12 protein-coding genes and 2 tRNA genes are annotated in these 17,643 nt (G+C 68.7%); 5 read left to right on the top strand and 9 right to left on the bottom strand.

All coding sequences use genetic code 11. The features are described 5' to 3' along the window. Positions 1-208: 208 nt before the first annotated feature. The 3 genes from KIH73_RS09125 to gltX form a co-directional block, all read right to left on the bottom strand. Positions 209-283: transfer RNA gene (locus tag KIH73_RS09125), tRNA-Gln, on the bottom strand. Between the two features lie 38 nt (positions 284-321). Next, positions 322-394, bottom strand: a tRNA-Glu gene (locus KIH73_RS09120). A 326-nt stretch (positions 395-720) separates the two neighbouring features. Continuing rightward, positions 721-2,241 (bottom strand): glutamate--tRNA ligase, encoded by a 1,521-nt coding sequence (gene gltX, locus KIH73_RS09115; protein ID WP_219082765.1) that lies wholly within the window; start codon positions 2,239-2,241, stop codon positions 721-723. A gap of 242 nt (positions 2,242-2,483) precedes the next feature. Here gltX and KIH73_RS09110 point away from each other — a divergent pair, with 242 nt between their 5' ends. The 3 genes from KIH73_RS09110 (at position 2,484) to KIH73_RS09100 (ending at position 6,340) form a co-directional block, all read left to right on the top strand. Then, complete coding sequence (locus KIH73_RS09110) at positions 2,484-3,962, top strand: amidohydrolase family protein (protein ID WP_219082763.1); 1,479 nt, start codon at positions 2,484-2,486, stop codon at positions 3,960-3,962. 460 nt (positions 3,963-4,422) lie between these two features. Beyond that, entirely contained in the window at positions 4,423-5,523 is a 1,101-nt protein-coding gene (locus tag KIH73_RS09105) for an ABC transporter substrate-binding protein (RefSeq protein ID WP_219082761.1), read from the top strand. A gap of 25 nt (positions 5,524-5,548) precedes the next feature. Continuing rightward, complete coding sequence (locus KIH73_RS09100) at positions 5,549-6,340, top strand: ABC transporter permease (protein WP_219082759.1); 792 nt, start codon at positions 5,549-5,551, stop codon at positions 6,338-6,340. A 59-nt stretch (positions 6,341-6,399) separates the two neighbouring features. Here KIH73_RS09100 and KIH73_RS09095 read toward each other — a convergent pair whose 3' ends face one another. The 5 genes from KIH73_RS09095 to KIH73_RS09075 all read right to left on the bottom strand — a co-directional run bounded on the left by KIH73_RS09095 (position 6,400) and on the right by KIH73_RS09075 (position 12,839). Next, entirely contained in the window at positions 6,400-8,457 is a 2,058-nt protein-coding gene (locus KIH73_RS09095) for a glycoside hydrolase family 31 protein (RefSeq protein ID WP_219082757.1), read from the bottom strand. An 88-nt stretch (positions 8,458-8,545) separates the two neighbouring features. After that, entirely contained in the window at positions 8,546-9,361 is an 816-nt protein-coding gene (locus KIH73_RS09090; RefSeq protein ID WP_219082755.1) for a carbohydrate ABC transporter permease, read from the bottom strand. 3 nt (positions 9,362-9,364) lie between these two features. Further along, on the bottom strand, positions 9,365-10,309 hold the full coding sequence (locus KIH73_RS09085) for a carbohydrate ABC transporter permease (RefSeq protein WP_219082753.1): 945 nt from the start codon (positions 10,307-10,309) through the stop codon (positions 9,365-9,367). A gap of 110 nt (positions 10,310-10,419) precedes the next feature. Continuing rightward, positions 10,420-11,598, bottom strand: a complete 1,179-nt coding sequence (locus KIH73_RS09080) for an ABC transporter substrate-binding protein (RefSeq protein ID WP_219082751.1) — start codon at positions 11,596-11,598, stop codon at positions 10,420-10,422. Between the two features lie 221 nt (positions 11,599-11,819). Next, positions 11,820-12,839: a LacI family DNA-binding transcriptional regulator gene (locus KIH73_RS09075; RefSeq protein WP_219082749.1), complete on the bottom strand. Its 1,020-nt coding sequence runs from the start codon at positions 12,837-12,839 to the stop codon at positions 11,820-11,822. Positions 12,840-13,056: 217 nt separating this feature from the next. Between KIH73_RS09075 and KIH73_RS09070 the strand changes: the two genes are divergently transcribed. Continuing rightward, positions 13,057-14,040, top strand: coding sequence for a DUF805 domain-containing protein (locus tag KIH73_RS09070; protein ID WP_219082747.1), 984 nt, complete (start codon positions 13,057-13,059; stop codon positions 14,038-14,040). Positions 14,041-14,150: 110 nt separating this feature from the next. Next, positions 14,151-15,314, top strand: coding sequence for a DUF805 domain-containing protein (locus KIH73_RS09065; RefSeq protein ID WP_219082745.1), 1,164 nt, complete (start codon positions 14,151-14,153; stop codon positions 15,312-15,314). A 1,434-nt stretch (positions 15,315-16,748) separates the two neighbouring features. Here the strand turns inward: KIH73_RS09065 and KIH73_RS09060 are convergent. After that, on the bottom strand, positions 16,749-17,639 hold the full coding sequence (locus tag KIH73_RS09060; protein WP_219082741.1) for a hypothetical protein: 891 nt from the start codon (positions 17,637-17,639) through the stop codon (positions 16,749-16,751). Positions 17,640-17,643: the final 4 nt, after the last annotated feature.

Here is a 17,643-nt window from a genome sequence, read left to right as displayed (position 1 = left end):
AACAACGCATCCCCGTCGAACCTGTTAAACTCGCGTACAGGCCGTGAGACATCTTCGGTTATCTTCTTCACAACCAACCATGATGCCCCACGGCTCTCCCATCACACACACGAAAACCGGAAGAGCCGGTAAACCACCGGCGGAGCGCGGCGCATACACGGGGAGCAATGCCGGGATAACAAAAAACCCTCGCGCTTGCGAGGGTCCTTGGCTGGGGTGCCTGGACTCGAACCAAGAATGGCTGAACCAGAATCAGCTGTGTTGCCAATTACACCACACCCCAATTTGAGGGCGCTGCAGCTAACAGCTGCGTCGTCTTCGTACCCCCAACCGGATTTGAACCGGTGTTGGCGCCGTGAGAGGGCGTAGTCCTAGACCGCTAGACGATGGGGGCTCTGTTCTGTTTTCCGTTGCTCGCTGAGCGGCAACGAATGATTAATATACAGAGGTTCGCCGCCCTTTGCAAACCATCGGCGTGTCGCCCGGAATTCCGCCGTTTTCAGACATCGCTCAAAACGCGGCGAACAGGGCCGGCGGCCCGTTCCCGCCCGCAATCGACCGCGCATACCGCCCGAACGCGCCGAACCCGCCGTCGAACCGCCGCCGCGACCTGCGGCCGGATGCGCCGCCGGCCGACAAACGGCGAGGCCGCACGCCCGGCGTACCGGAACGTGCGGCCTCGCGCTTCTCTTTGCCTTCCCTCACCCCGGGAACAAGCCGTCACAGGTGGGCGCGCAGGCCCTCCAGACGGGCCAGGGAGACGTCCTTGCCGACGATCTCCATCGACTCGAACAGCGGCGGGGACACGCGCCGGCCCGACATGGCCACGCGCACCGGGCCGTAGGCCAGGCGCGGCTTGTAGCCGCCGTCCTCCACCAGCGCCTTGTCGAGCAGCGCGTGCAGCGGCTCGGCCGTCCACTCGGCCTCGTCCACGCCGCGCAGCGCCTCGATCGCCTTGTCGAGCACGTCGCCGGCGGAGTCCTTGAGCTGCTTGCGCGCGTCGGCGTCGGGCTCGATGTAGCCCTCCTGCGACAGCAGCGAGCCGACCATGCCGGAGACCTCGCCGAGCAGGCGCACGCGCGGCTGGACCAGCGGCGCGGCGGCGGTCAGCACCTCGCGCTCGCGGTCGGTCAGCGCCTCCCACGCGTCGGCGGAGACCACGCCGTCGCGATGCAGGTACGGCACGGCGCGGCGCAGGAAATCGTCGGCGTCGAGCATGCGGATGTGCTCGGCGTTGATCGAGATCGCCTTGTCGAGGTCGAAGTGGGCCGGGTTGGCCTTGACGTCGCGCACATCGAACTTCTCGACCATCTCGGCCATCGAGAACACGTCGCGGTCCGGGGCGATCGACCAGCCGAGCAGCGCCAGGTAGTTGAGCAGGCCCTCGGGGATGAAGCCGTTCTCGCGGTGCAGGAACAGGTTCGACTCCGGGTCGCGCTTCGAAAGCTTCTTCTTGCCCTCGCCCATGACGTACGGCATGTGGCCGAACACCGGCATCTCCTTGGCGACGCCGAGCTCCATCAGGTAGCGGTACAGCACGATCTGGCGCGGGGTGGAGCTCAGCAGGTCCTCGCCGCGCAGCACCACGTTGATGCCCATCATCGCGTCGTCGACCGGGTTGGTCAGCGTGTACAGCGGGTCGCCGTTCGGGCGCACGATCACGTAGTCGGGCACCGAACCGGCCTTGAACTCGATGCGGCCGCGGATCAGGTCGTCGAACACGATGTCCTCGTCGGGCATGCGGATGCGCAGCGCGGGCCGGCGGCCCTCGGCGCGGAACGCGGCCTTCTGCTCCTCGGTCAGGTCGCGGTCGTAGCCGTCGTAGCCGAACTCGGCCGGGCGGCCGGCGGCCAGGTTGCGCTCCTTGATCTCGTCGGGGGTCGAGTAGGACTCGTAGGCGTAGCCGGCCTCGAGCAGGCGCGCGGCTACGTCGCGGTAGATCCCCGAACGCTCGGACTGACGGTAGGGGCCGTTGGGGCCGCCGACCTCCACGCCCTCGTCCCAGTCGAGGCCGAGCCAGCGCAGGGACTCGAGGATCTGCTCGTAGCTCTCCTCCGAGTCGCGGGCGGCGTCGGTGTCCTCGATGCGGAACACGAAGGTGCCGCCGGTGTGGCGGGCCTCGGCCCAGTTGAACAGGGCGGTGCGGACCATGCCGACATGCGGCGTGCCGGTCGGGGACGGGCAGAAACGCACCCGCACGTTCGCGGGCAGTTCGGGCTTTTCTGTAGTAGCTTCAGTCATAGGCTCCATTGTGCCTCGCGCGAGGGACGCACGGCGCGGCCCGCACCGGCGTCCGCGGCGAGCGCGGTCGCGCCGCCGGACGGTCGCGATGCGCGGCGAGACGGACGACTCGGCGCCCGGACGGCGGACGACTCGGCGGGCGGATGACAGGCGGCGCGGCGGGCGACAGGCGGACCGCGCGACGGACGGCACGTTGCGGGGCGCGAACGGCACGAAACGGCACGGCAGAAAGGAAACGAGGCATGACGGTCGCGTACAAGGGCGACATCCTGTACACCCCCACCCCCGAACGGTTCGCGGTGATCGAGGACGGCTACGTCCTGGTCGGCGACGACGGCAGGGTCGTCGACGTGACCGGGTCGTTGCCGTCCGATGCACCCGTCGTTTCGCCGCACCCGACGGCGGACGGCAGCGATGGCCGTTTCGGCATGGTACACGAGAATGCGGCGAAACGCGACTTTGACACCACGGCGGGTCCGGGGCACCGGCCGGGAGACGCTCCGGCGAGCGGCGCCGAAGACGGCCCGGAACGCGGGTCGGCGGACGGTCCGGCGACCGGCCGGGAGAACGGCCCGCGGGCCGTCACCGTCGTGGACCGCACGGGCTGCCTGATCATCCCGGGGTTCAACGACCTGCACGTCCACGCGCCGCAGCTGCCGATGGCCGGTCTGGGATTCGACCACGAGCTGCTGCCGTGGCTGGAGCGCTACACGTTTCGCGCGGAGGCCAGATACGCCGACATCGACCTCGCCGACCGCTGGTACCGGCGCTTCGTCAACCGGATGTGGCGGGTCGGCACGCTGCGCTTCAGCGCCTTCGCCACGCTGCACGACGATGCGACGCTGCGGCTGATGGAGCTGTGCCAGCGCTCCGGGCTGCGCCCGATGGTCGGCAAGGTCAACATGGACCGCAACGCGCCGGACTACCTGATCGAGGACACCGACGCCAGCCTCGCCGGCACCGAGGCGCTGGTGCGCCGCTCGCGCGAGCTGACGCCGGACGTCGGGTTCGTCGTCACGCCGCGCTTCGTGCCCTCGACGACCCCGGCGCTGATGCGCGGGCTCGGCAAGCTGGTGGCGCGCTACGGGCTGCCGGTGCAGTCGCATCTCGACGAGAACCGCGACGAGATCACCTGGGTGCGTGAACTGCACCCCGACATCCCCACGTACGCCGAGGTGTACGAGCGGTACGGGCTGATGCCCGAGGGCCGCACGATCATGGCGCACTGCATCTGGCTGACCGACCGCGAGCGCGCCCTGTTGCGCGAGCGTCGGGTGAGGCTCGCGCACTGCGCGCAGTCGAACGCCGATCTGCGCAGCGGCATCATGCCGGTGCGCCGCGACCTCGAGGCCGGGCTCGACGTGACGATCGCCAGCGACGTGGCGGGCAGCCACGAGCCGCATATGACCCGGCACATCGTGCAGTCGATCGAGGTCTCGAAGCTCAAGACCTTCGAGGCCGGGCACGAGGACGACCGGCCGCTGCGCCTGTCCGAGGCGTTCCACATGGCGACCAAGGCGCCGGGCGCGTTCTTCGGCCGGGTCGGCTCGTTCGAACCGGGCTTCGAGTTCGACGCGCTGGTGGTCCGGCGCGAGGACTCGCCGCTCGACCTGTCGCCCGAGGAGCGGCTGGAGCGGTTCGTCTACACCGGCGACGACCGCGACATCCTCGAACGCTACGTCGCGGGACGGCTCGTGCCGGAGCCGTTCCCCGAGCGGTAGCGTCGGCGGGCGGGCGGCGCGTACCGCGCCATGTTCGGCGCGCGGCGGCCGGCGGCCGGTCCGGCCCGGTCCAACGGATGACGGCAGGCGCCTGCGCGACGCATACCGCGCAAGGCGGCCCGGCGCGACGCGCCGGCGCACGGCGTCGGCGAGCGCCCGGGAGCGCGTATCATCCCGCGTCGCCGCCGGCGCACGACGCGCGGCGACGCCGGCGGCGGCTATACTGGGGTGTCGTTCGCGCGGTTGGTGGCAGCAGCCGTGCCACACATCGGAACATACGAGCATCCGCACGGGCCGCGGCCCGTCCAGCGCGCGCCGTCCGGGCGGACCGGGCCGCCGCGCGGCAGGGACGGCCGGACCGCCCGGCGGGATGCGGGTCCGGTGCGTCGCGCGGGCTCCTCACCTTCCCGCCTCCGCCGCACCGGGCCGGCCACGATCGCGTAACCGCGCGGAAGGCAAGGTGACGAACATGAGGTTGAGGACACGGATTCTGGCGGCGGCCGCGGCGGCCGCGCTGACATTGACGGCGGGCGCCTGCGCGGGGTCGGGCGGCGACGCCGACGGCCCGGACGGCGCGTCGGTCACGTTCATGCTGGACTGGACCCCGAACACGAACCACATCGGCCTGTACGTGGCCGAGGCGCTCGGCTACTTCGACGACGAGGACGTCGACGTGACGATCCTGCCGACCGCGCAGGCCGGCGCGGAGACGTCGGTGGAGAACGGCGTGGCCGATCTGGGGTTCACGACGCTGAGCAACGTCGCCGCGTTCGACGCGCAGGGCGCGGACCTGCGGATGGTGTTCGACCTGACGCAGAAGCCGGTCGCCCGCTGGTGCGCGCTCGCCTCGCGCACCGACATCGCCACGCCGAAGGACTTCGACGGCAAGACCTTCGTCAGCTTCGGCTCGGCCGAGCAGACCGCCGTGCTGCGGCAGATGATCCGCACCGCCGGCGGCGAGGGCGAGTTCGAGACGGCCACGGCGGGCACGAACACGTTCCAGGCGCTGACCAACGGCCAGGGCGACTTCGGGGGCTTCTACGTGACCTGGGAGGGCGTGGAAAGCGAGCTGAACGGCCCGGCGCTGCAGTGCTTCGTCGCCTCGGACTGGGGCGTGCCCGGCAATCCCGACCAGCTCGGCTTCGCGGCGAACGCCTCCTGGCTGGCCGACGACGCGAACGCCGACGCGCTGCGCCGGTTCCTCGCGGCGGCGCGGCGCGGCTACGACTACGCGCTGGCGCACCCCGACGAGGCCGCCGACATCCTGGTCGAGCAGGCCGGCGAGGCGCAGCTCGACGCCGGGCTGGTGCGCGCCTCGATGCGCGAGATCGTCGACGGGCGGTACTGGACGACGGACGACGCGGCCGCCGTGCCGGGCACCGTGGATTTCGCGGCGGCGCAGGACTACATCAACTTCCTGTACGGGAACGGCACGTACGTCGACGCCGACGGCGACCCGCTGGACGCGGCCCCGCAGGCCGAGCGGCTGGCGACCAACGACTACGTCGCCGCGGATGCGAGCGCGGACGCGGGCGCGGCCCCGTCCGAGGACGCGGACTGATCGGACGGCGTCACCGGAGGGCATCATGACATCGACACGTACGGCATCGTGGTGGCGGCGCCTTCTGCCGCCGGTCGTCACGGTGGGCGCGCTGCTCGCCGTCTGGGAGGCGGCGGTGCGGCTCGGCGGCATCCCGGAGCGCACGCTCGCCGCGCCGAGCCAGGTCGTCGCGGCGATGGCGCGCACCTGGCCCGAGCTCATGGACGCGGCCGCCATCACCACCGCCGAGACGCTGGGCGGGTTCCTCATCGCCATCGTGGCGGGCGTGCTCATCGGCGTCGGGCTGCACGTCTCGGCGACGCTGTACCGGGCGGTCAACCCGCTGCTCGTCGCGGCGCAGACGATCCCGCTGATCACGATCGCCCCGCTGTTCGTCATCTGGTTCGGGTTCGAGCCGGTCGGCAAGGTCGTGCTCGTCGCCGTGCTGGCCGTGTTCCCCATCGCCACGCAGACCGTACGCGGGCTCGCCGCGGTGCCGCGCTTCTACGAGGACGTGGCGCTGACCTGCGGGGCGACCCGGACATGGACGCTGTGGCACGTCACGTTGCGCGTGGCCGCCCGGCAGATCTTCGGCGGCATCCGCATCGCGGCCGCCTACGTGTTCGGCACCGCGGTGACCGCCGAGTACCTGGGCGCGGTCAACGGCCTGGGCATCTGGCTGCAGGCGGCGTTCAACTCGTTCCGCACGCCGCTGATCTTCGCCGCCGCCGTGGTCGTCGTCGCCGAGACCGCGATCCTGCTGGGGCTGACGACCCTGGCCGAGCGGCTGCTGCTCGGCGACGACGACACGCTGGCGCTGGGCTCCGACGGGCAGTAGCCGGCGGCGGGGCCGGGCAGAACAGGCCCCCGGCTGAGCGCGCGGCGGGACGGAGGGCGTCAGAGCAACCCGGCCAGACCGTGGTCCTTGCCGTCGCGTGCGAAGACCGGCATACTGTCCAACGGGGCGGCGACGGTGACATCCTGTCCACCCGCATAGACGGCTCCATCGCGCAGGTCGGCCCAGAGCACCGATCCGTCGCCCGGCAACGTCACGGAACGCGAACTGGCGTCAGGCTCCACGACGGGAGCCACCAGCAGATCGGGGCCGAACATGTACTCGTCGGCCACATCCGCCACATCCGGATCGTCCGGGAACTCGTAGAACAGCGCGCGCACCAGCGGCTGCCCGTCGGAGTGCGCCGAGGCGAACAGCTCCCTCGTGTATGGCCGCATCGCCTCGCGCAGCCTGATGAACTTGACCAGGATGCGCTCCACCTCCTCGCCCATGCTCCACGGCTCGTTCTCCACGCCGGACTGCGCGCGCCGCGAGCCGTCCGCGGCGGCGACCTGCTCCTTCATCGTGCCATCGGGCCGCAGGCCGGAGCGGTCGCCGTGGTTGCGCATGACCGGCAGGAAGCACGAGAACTGGGCCCACCGCAGGAACAGCTCGCGGTATGACTCCGCGTCGATGTCACCGTCGTGGAAGCCGCCCATGTCGGTGGTGAACCAGGGGATGCCGGCCATGCCCATGTGGATCGCGCAGGTGATCTGCGCCCTGAGGTCCGCGAAGCTCGACCCGACGTCGCCGCTCCACACGAGTGCGCCGTAGCGCTGGGAACCGGCCCAGGCGCAGCGGGTGAGGTTGACGATGTCGCCGCGGCGCCCCTCGGCCAGCAGCCCTTCGTAGAAGCCGCGGTTGTATTCGACCGGATAGATGTTGGCGACCTGCTGGCTCGGCCCGGCCCAGTACCGATGGTTCTCGAAATCGTAGGTGCCGTATTCGGGCTCGGCCTCGTCCAGCCAGTACGCGTCCACGCCGGCGGCGGCGTAGTTCCTGCGGCACAGGTCCCATACGTAGCCGCGGGCCTCCGGGTTGGTCGCGTCATAGAACTGACTGGGCCCCTCGAACATCATGCCGATGTCTTCGCCGCGATCGGTGCCCACCAGCAGGTTGCGCCCCCGCATGTCCACGTAGTGCTCGGATTCTAGACTGATCTGCGGCCACACCGACACCATGACCTTGATGCCCATGGCATGCAGCTCGTCGCACATGGCCTTCGGATCCGGCCAGAACTCCTCCTCGAACCGGAAATCGCCCATATGCGGCCAGTGGAAGAAGTCGATGACAATCAGGTCCAGCGGGATGCCACGGCGCCGGAACTCCCGCGCCACGTCCAGCACCTGCTTCTGGTTCCAGTACCGCAGCTTGCACTGCCAGAACCCCAGGCCCCATTCCGGCATGTCCGGCGCATGACCGGTCGCGTCCGCATAGTGCGCCATGATCGCGGCCGGACCGCCGACCGTCACCCAGTAGTCGAGCTGCCGGGCCGACTCCGCGACCCATCGTGTGCCGTTGCGAGAGAAGGTCGCGCGGCCGATGGCGGGATTGTTCCACAGGAAGCCGTAGCCGGCCGACGAGACCACGAACGGCACCGAGGCCTGCGAGTTGCGATGCGCGAGCTCGAACGAGGAGCCCTTCAGGTCGAGCACGTCCTGCTGGTACTCGCCCATGCCGTACAGGTGCTCGTCACGGGGCGCGTCGAACGACGCCGTGATCCGGTGGTCGCCGCCGATATGCCCCTCGTAGCAGCGCGCCCTGATGTTCAGGGACCCTCCGTGCGACACCTCCTCGAACAGCAGGGTGCCATCGGCCTTGTGGAAGCTCAGACGGCAGCGGTACTCCTCGTAGCCGCTGGCGCCGTTGGGGGCGTGCTCCGCGCATGCGCGGACGATCAGCCCTCCGTTGGCGAGTTCGGCGGCGGAGCCGTCCTCGGCGATCGCGACGCGCACTCCGTCCGGCATGGGGCATGGCTGGAGTGCGTAGTCCGGCCCGTCTGGCTCGTGCATCATCGCCGCGCGCACACGCACCGAGTCGGTGCCCCACGGCTCGATGCGAAGATATTCGCCTCCGCCCGTCCAGATCAGGGCGGCATCGATGTTGCGGAAAAAGTTCATGGTTGTCCTTGTGTCATTGTCGGTCCGTGTTGTGCCGCCGTCGCACGGGCGGGCCGGTCGGCGGCGGTTCCTGCGCGTCGCCGCGACGTCAGTCCTTGATCGCGCCGGCGGTGACGCCGGCGGCCACATACCGCTGCGCCACGATGAGCAGCAGCGCGGTCGGGATTGAGGCCACGACGGCCGTGGCCATCAGTGGCCCCCATTCCTGGTTCTGCGCGCCGATGTAGTCGTAGATGCCCATGGTGATCGGCCGGAGCCTGCCGCCGCCGGCGTCGAGCGTGGACGCGAACATGAAGTCACTCCATGCCCACAGGAATGCGAACAGCGATGTGGTCACGACCGCGTTGCGGGACAGTGGGACCACGATCCTGGCAAAGATGCACCAGTTCGACGCGCCGTCGATGCGCGCGGCCTCGATCAGCGAGGACGGCATGCCGGACATGAACGAGGTCAGCAGCATCACCGCGAACGGCACCGCGATGGTCGAGTCGGCGAGGATCAGACCGGGGATCGTGTCGAGCAGTCCGAGTGCGGTGAAGATCTGGTAGAAGCCCAGCGCCATGACCACGGCGGGGATCATCTGGGCGACCACCAGCAGGAAGTTCACCGTCCTTGCGCCGCCAAGCCTGAGTATGGCGATGGCATATGCGGCGGGCAGCGCGATGACCAGCGTGACCAGCACGCAGCTGAGGGCGACGACCAGCGAGGTGCCCAGATAGGGCATCTGGTCGGTGAACACGCGCTGGAAGTTCTCCAGCGTGAACGCCTTCGGATACAGGTCGCCGGACCGGATGGCGGAGCGCTCGGTGAACGCGATGTTGACCATCCAATACACGGGGAACAGCATGATGAGGGTCAGGACGACGCCGATGAGCGTCTTCCACCATGTCGAACGGTGTGCCATGGCCTACCTCCCCTCCTCGTCCCGCCGCTGCGCCCACAGATAGACGAACGCGAACGCCAACGCAATGACCATGAGGATCGTGCCGACGACCGAAGCCTCGGAGTACCTGATCGTGGAGGAATGCCCCTTGCCGAAGGCCATCGCGTACGCCCACGTGGCCAGGGTCTGCGACGAGCCGGATCCCTGGGTCATGATCCAGATGATGTCGACGGTCTTGAGCGTGTACACGAAGCCGAGCAGCAGCGTGATCATCGTGACGGGCCGCAACAGGGGGAACGTGATCCGCCAGAACCGCTGCCACGCGTTGCATCCGTCCAAGGCGGCCGCCTCGTACAGGTCCGTGCTGATGTTCTGCAGGCCGGAGTACAGGATGACCAGGTTGAACGGGATCCCCAGCCAGATGTTGGCGATGATCACGGCCCACAGCGAATGGTCGGCCTGGAGCCACCACACCGGATCGATGCCGAAGACCCCGATGATCCTGTTGATGATGCCGTTGTCCGCGTCCATCATCCACTGCCATGTGGTGCCCGAGATCATCGGGGGCAGCAGCCACGGCACGAGGAACGCGCCGCGCAGCACGCCCGAGAGTCGGAAGTTCTGGTTAAAGAACACCGCAAGGGCCAGACCGATGGAATATTGGCACACGATGGACAGCACCACGAAGATCAGCGTCTGTCGCAGCGTGTTCCAGAACGTCGGGTCAGCCAGCACCTCCCCGTACACGTCGAGCCCGGCGAAGGGGGCGTCGCCGGTGACGAAGGTACGACGAGTGAAGCGGTGGAGGCTCATCGACATGTTCTGGGCCAGCGGGGCCACGTAGAACACGACGATGTAGATGATGAGCGGGGCCGCGAACCCCAGGGCCGCCCACGTAGTCGGCCTGATGCGCCGAGACCGGCGCCGGGCGTCGGCGTGCGTCGGCGCGGACGCTGTTGCGCTTGTCATATCGGTATTCACCTCGCTTTGAACGGATACGGCCCGGTCATCGGTGCCGGCGAGGGACGGGCTCGCCGCCCCTCGCCGGCTTTCCCCATGTGGGCCGGCGTTGCGAACGTTCAGGAGTTGAGCGCTGCCTGCAGGTTTTCGGACAGCGTGGCCGAGATGGTCTCGTATTCCAGACCGACGTCGGTGGTGCGGCCCCGGGCACCCTCGACGGATTCGACCCACGGGGCCCATAGGCCGTTCTCCCTGACCTGGGTCTCGCGCGCCGTCTTCGTGGCGGCGAGGTAGCCAATGGTCTCGTTGGTCCTGGCCAGGTTCTCGCCGCTCGTCAGGCAGGTGATGACACTGGCCGCGGCCTCGGTCTTCTCCGCATTCGCGGTCTTGTGGTAGGGCAGCGTGGCGAACTCCCCGCCGGTAGCCACCGGCGCGACGCCGCCGTCCTTGGCCGGGATCGGAATCATGCCGAAGCCGTGTTCACGGGCCGCAGCGGCCTGCCAGGATCCGTTCTCGGCGAACCCGTACTCGCCGGTGAGCATCAGATCCCATGAAGCGGATTGGTTGTCCGTGGTGGCGGACTTCGGCGCCCAGCCGTTCCGGATCCACCCGGAGACCAGAGCCTGCGCATCCTCGGCCGCCTGGGATTCGGGCTCAGAGAGGTCGCCGCCGGCGCCCCAGAACCACGGCAGGAACTGGAATACACCTTCCTCGCCGGTGATGCCGGAGAAGGTGATGCCCTTGGCTCCGGAATCCACGACCTTGCCGATGGCGGCGTTCAGGGAGTCCCAGTCGGTGATCGAGGCCGGATCCACCCCGGCCGAGTCCAAGACCTCGGGATTATAGTACAGGCCCAAGGCGTTGGAGCCGAACGCCAGCCCGTATTGCACGCCATCCACAATGCCGGGGCCCTCGATGTTCTCATCGAACCCATCGACGTCGACGCCGGCCGTCGCAAGATCCGTGACCAGTCCGGAATCCACGGCCGTGGGCATGAACGGATTGTCCAGGACAGCGACATCGGGCGCGTTGTCGGCCTTGACCGCGGTGGTCAGGCTGTTGAGCACATCGTTCTGCGGCATGCCCTGACGCTTGATCGTGTATCCCTCGGGGGCGCAGTCGACGACCCACTCATGCCAATCCGATCCTTCGGCGTATTGCGGATACGGATCCCAGAACTCAATGACCTTGTCGTCCACGCCGGCGGAACCGCCGGTTCCGCCGCACGCCGCCAGCGACACCGCCGCGACGATGGCCGCTCCGGCCGCCAGGGTCCGGGAAAAGCGACTCGATTCCATCTTGTCTCCTTTGCTGCCTTGCGTCCGCGCCGTCGCGAAACGCCTGTGCCAAATCCAAGGGCGGTCCTTGCCCCTGACCTATATTATTTAACCGGTTCAAAAACACTATAGCACCGAAACAGCAATTATGTTCAACGATTTGATTTAACCGGTTCAAATCATGTAGTTCATCGGCGTGTCGTACACCGCGCCGCATTCCCGTCTACCGGCCGCCGGATCGTTCAGTCCTCGTGCGCCGCACGCACCGATCCCCGGACATGCATCGGCTGATCCAGCAGCTCGACGCGCGCCGACATCTCGGGATCGCCGATGCGCTCGACCAGTCGATCCACCGTATGCGAAGCGACGGCATCCACGTCGATACCGACCGAATCGAAGGGAATCTGCATCCCCTCGCCCAATTGGTCGGGCATGACCGTCACCACCGAGAGATCCGCGGGCACCCGAATCCCCGTCCGTTCAAACGCCTGCGGGGCCCCCACCACGGCGGCGTCGTTGTGGATCACCATCGCGGTGGCCGACGGGCAGTCACGCAACGCCCGCGGAATCACCTCCGAGGCGCCAAGCGTAGCGTCATGGGCATAGACCGCACCGACGCGCAACCCCCGCATTGCACACGCCTCCATCAGCGAAGCGCGAAACCGCACGGCGTAGTTCAGCTTCCGCTCGTACACCGCCTCCGGCCACCCGATGAACAGAATCGACCTGTGCCCGTGGTCGTACAGCCGTTCCACCAGAGAGACGGCCGCCGCCTCGAAGTTCGAATCGACAACGTCCACCCCCTGCGAATCGGCGGGAGAACCGAGCATCACCGCCGGGATTCCTGATTCCTTGAGCGCGCCGACCCGGGCGTCGCCGATGAGCACGTCCAGCACCACGACCCCGTCAACCCGTCGGCTCAGCGCCGCCGACCTGATGGCCTCGACCCCGTCGTCGCCGGTGAGCAACATCGTGTCGTACCCGTGACGCCGCGCCGCCGCAGCGATGCCGTACAGGTACGCGCCGGCGGACAGATCGAAGCACGCGCCGTTGTTGCGGAACGACGTGACCACGCCGATGGCATTGGTCTTGGCCGTCGACAGCGCACGCGCCGTGTGGTTCACCGAATAGCCCAGCTTTTCCATCGCCGCGCGCACCTTGGCGGCCGTCTTCTCCGAGATCAGGGAGCTGCCCGAAACAACGTACGACACAGTGGCCTTGGACACGCCGGCCTCCCGGGCGACATCTCTCATCGTCACCATAACGTTCGCTCCTTCACTCCTCTCGACGAACACGATACTGAAACGGTTCAATACATACCATCAACCGAAGGCACCAGACCGCGTCGTCCCGCCCTCTGACATTACGGTACCATCCCATGCCCGCATCATGGCGGCAGAGGCCGCCCCGCCAGCCGCACAATGTGCCAACCTGTTGAGAGAATGGGAGGGCGAAACCATCCCACGAAAGGGGAGAACATTGACCGACCCGCAACAGCACGGCCAGGTGCCCGAGTACGGCGCCTACGCCAACCAGCCCGTCCCGCAGAATCCGCAGGCGGACGCACGGCCCGGCTCCGGCGCGCAGCCGGGGGCTCCGCAGCCGAACGTCCCGCAGTACGCCCAGCCGGCCCCGGCCGCCGCGCCGGAGGACCGGTACACCCAGCAGCCCGCGGCCGGCGCAGCGGGCGTCCCGCAGTACGCCGCCCAGACCTCCCAGACCGCACAGACCACGCCGACCACGCCGCAGCCGAATCCGGCGACGCCGCAGTACGGCCAGTACGCCCAGCAGCCGGCCGGCGCGCACGGCTGGCAGCAGCCCGCCGACCCGTACGGCCAGGCCCCGCAGTACGGCGCTCCCCTGCCGCAGGGCGTGCCCGGCTATGCGCCCGGCGACCCCTCGGTCGGCGTCCCGACCATCGACCGGCCCTACTACCGCTGCCCGTTCGGCACGGCCATCGCCCGCTTCTTCCAGAAGTACCTCGTGTTCACCGGCCGCGCGTCGAAAAGCGAGTTCTGGTGGATCATCCTGTTCTTCGTGCTGTGCGGCATCGCCCTGTCGATCCTGAGCTCCGCGCTGTCGTTCGTCTCCGACGACATGCCCACGATCCTCAGCACGCTGTGGACGCTGGCCACCATCGTGCCGTTCATCGCGCTGGGCATCCGACGGCTGCACGACACCAACAAATCCGGATGGTGGCTGCTCCTGCCCGGCATCCCGTACGTGATCACCCAGATCCTCGACATCGTCGTCCTCAGCAGGGCGATCGACGACCTCGGCGCGCTCGCGTTCATCGGCGCGAACGGCGACACCGAGATGATGACGCGGCAGATCGTCGAGGCGGCGCAGTTCTACGTCGTCCCCGGTATCATCGGCACCGTGTGCGGCCTGGTCTACCTGATCTCCGGGCTCGTGCTGATGCTCGGGGCCACGAACCCGGCCGGCGCGCGCTTCGACCGCTGACGCGACGCGCCTCCGCCCGCCGTGGCGGCGACGTGGACATGCCGCGTCGTCGTCACGGCGTTTGCCCGATAATGAATGCGTCATCCGATTGATCGAAAGGGAGAAGCAAGATGTCCGACAGCAATCCGTTCACCGGAACGGGCGGCCAGAACGGCCAGGGCGACCAGCCCGCACCGCAGTACGGCGCCGGCGAGACCCCGCGGTACGACGCGCCCGCCGGTCAGCCCGCGAACCCGTACGGCACCCCGCAGTACAACGCCCCGCAATACGGCGCCCCGCAATACAGCAGCCCGCAGTACGCCCAGCAGCCCCAGCAGGGCCAGCAGCCGTCCGGCAACCCGTTCACGCAGCCGTACGCCGGCGCCGCGCCGTCGTATACGGGCGGCAGCGACAACGGCGCAGGCAACGAGCCGCCGCTGTGGATGCCGTGGTACGGCATCTCGTTCGGCAACGCCGTCGTCCGGTTCTTCAAGAAGTACGCGGTCTTCTCGGGCCGCGCCTCCCGCGGCGAGTACTGGTGGGTGTTCCTGTTCATGTTCCTGGTGAGCTTCGCGTTCAACCTGCTCCGCGAGATCACCGACGGCGGGTTCTTCTCGCTGCTGAACACGCTCTGGTCGCTGGCGACCGTCGTGCCGATGCTGGCGTTGAGCGTGCGCCGTCTGCACGACACCGACAAGCCGGGACCGTGGCTGCTGCTGCCGTACGGCCTGATCATGCTCGGCTTCGTGCTGGCGGCGTTCGGCGGTGCGTCGGTCGTGTACTCCGCCATGTACTCGACCTACTACGGCTACTACAACGGCGGCATGGGCGGTTCCGCGGCGATGTCGTTCATCGGCCTGCTGCTGGTCGTGGTCGGGTGCGTGCTCGACATCGTGCTGTTCGCCATGGCGAGCAAGCCCGAGGGCGCCCGGTTCGACAGGCCCGAGGGCGGCGCGCCGTACGCCGGGGCCAACGCCTATGCGGCGGCGAACCAGCGGAATCCGTACCAGCAGCCCCAGCAGCCGTACCAGCCGAACGGCTACGCCGGCTACCAGGCGCCGGGCGCGGCGCCCCAGGGCACGACCGGCGCGCAGGGTGCCGGATACCAGGGAGGCTACGGCCAGCCGACGTACGCCCAGCCGGCGTATGGGCAGCCGACCTACGGGCAGGGGTATGCCCAGCAGCCCTCCCAGCCCGCGCAACCGACACAGCCTGCGCAGCCCGCGCAGTACCAGGAGCCGCAGCAGCCGGCCGAGGACGGCGGCCAGTCGCCCTACGGCGACGCCCGGGCCTGACGCCCGAACCTGAAACACAAAACTGAAACCAGGCCCTGGCGCTCCGGCGTCAGGGCCTATCCATGCCGGATGTGCGGCGACGAGCGGGCTCAACCGACGCCCCGACGGCAAGGCCCGTCTACACCGGGGTATGGCGACAGCAGAGCATCTACACCGGGGTGTGACGACAGCAGGGCACATCTATACCGAGGGTATGACGACAGCAAGGCCCATCTATACCGGGGGTATGACGACAGCCGGCCCGTCTGATGCCCCGACGGCAGGCTCCATTCTTCCCAGTTCAGTCGCTAACGTCGGTTTTGGTTGATAAACAACGAGACGACTGCGTTTTAGCAGACGCTGGGCGATCCCCAACGTCGGTTCGGTAGCACACGTGCCGCCGCAAGTGCTACCGAACCGACGCCTAGGTGGAAGGCGACCGCCGTCCGCACGGCATGCCCACACAAGACGCCTGCACAGCACAACCGCACGGCACGTCCGCACGGCATGCCCACACAACACACACGCACAGCACGACCGTGCAAGACGCACGTGGGGCAACGGCAACCAATGGGACACGAGCGCCCACGACAGCATAGCGCGCCCACGACAGCACAGCGCGCCCGCGGTAAGACGCATACGCAGCACACCCACGCGGCACGCACACACAAACGCCCGGAACCACGGTGACCTCATCGACGCTGCCATCGCCCGCACGGCACGCACGCACAAGACGACCACGCAGCACGCCCGCACAACACGCACACGCAACACGACCGCACAGCACACCCGCGCAACATGCCCGCACAGCACACTCACACAAGACGCACGCACAGCACGACCGCCCAACACGCCGTGCGCCCGCATAAGCGGCCTTCAACCCGGAGACGGCGCCCGGACGCCCAAGCTGATACCCGAATTCCACGGTATCTGCACTAGATGTGGCGGATATGGCCCCCTGCAGACACCCAACTGCATTAGGTGAGGCACCAAAACCCGGCCATCCGGAGTACGACTGGCGGAATACCGCCACGGATACTCCGACTATCCCCCATCGGATGCCTCACCTAACGCAGTTGGGTGTCCGCACACCCGCATATCCGCTACACATAATCGATATAGTCGCCGCATCGCCGACGAAAACGCGCGCATCCCGACCGCTCGGGATGCGCGCGTTCGGTCCCACCACGCCCTCATACGGGATCCAGGCCCGTTTCCGCCATATGCCGCGGCCCGCTGCCGCGGACGGCCCGACCGGCGGCAAAGGCCGATCGACAACGATGACGGCGGTCGGCTCCCCGGCCGCCGTGCGAAATCAGGAACGGATCCGCCGAATGCGAGCGGACGCCCGAGCATGGGCGGCCGGCGCACGACGCCCCGGGCACATCCACGGCCGTGGACGGCCGTATGCCGCACAGCCCGCGCCAATCCCCTGCCCGGAACGGATCCGGGCGTTCACAGCTCGACGGTCTCCTTGTTCGGATCGTCCTTGACGTGGGCGAACTTGGCGGCGAGCGCCTCCTTGTTCTTGCGCTCGTCCTCCTCCTTGGCGCGCTTCTTCGCCTCGACCGGGTCCCACAGCACGTCGTCGCGGTGCCGCGCCCACTCGGCGGCGGCCAGCGGCGCCAGCGCGGCCGCGAACGCGACGGCCGGGTCCTCCGCCGACGCGCGGGCGTCCAGCATCGCGCGGACGTCCCCGACGCCCATGCAGACGCGCGGCACCGACAGCCGCTCGCCCAGCTCGTTGGCGTACAGCAGCACCGGCAGCGTGCGGGCCGCCGCGTCCCCGCCGTCGCACAGCAGCGCGACCAGCGCGTCGCCCGCCACGATGACCAGCGCGAAGCGGCGCGCGATCTCGTCCGCATCGTCCGACGGGGGCACGCGCCCCTCGTCCACGGCCTGCGGCGCGATCCGCGCCCCGACCGCGTCCAGGACCGCGCGGACCCCGGCGAGCGTCGTCTCGTCCGCATGGACCTCCAGCGCGTCCATCGCGTCGAGCACCAGACGCACGTCGCCGGTCTCGGAGTAGTCGGCCATCGCGTCGTAGGTGTCGTTCGCGGTCAGCAGCGCGTCGACGATCCGCTGCGGCCGGCCCGGGATCTCGTCCGCGCCCTCGTACACGTACTCCGCGTCGGGCACGGTCACGTCCTCGCCGGTCATCAGCGCGGCCATGGTGCGGGTGATGCGCACCTGCAGGTTCTCCGCGTACTTCGCGTCGTTGTCCATGCGCGCGGCGTCGGTCAGCGGCCACAGCGCGATCAGCCCGGCGGCGGCGACGGCGGCCTCGCGGACGGCGGGCAGCGCCGCGATCCGTCCGATCAGCGCATCATCCAGTTCGAAGGTCATGTCA

This window comes from Bifidobacterium phasiani, from assembly GCF_019331775.1.
Classification (GTDB): domain Bacteria; phylum Actinomycetota; class Actinomycetes; order Actinomycetales; family Bifidobacteriaceae; genus Bifidobacterium; species Bifidobacterium phasiani.
Note: the sequence above shows the minus strand (reverse complement) of the source record. Positions and strands in the feature narration are given on the sequence as shown.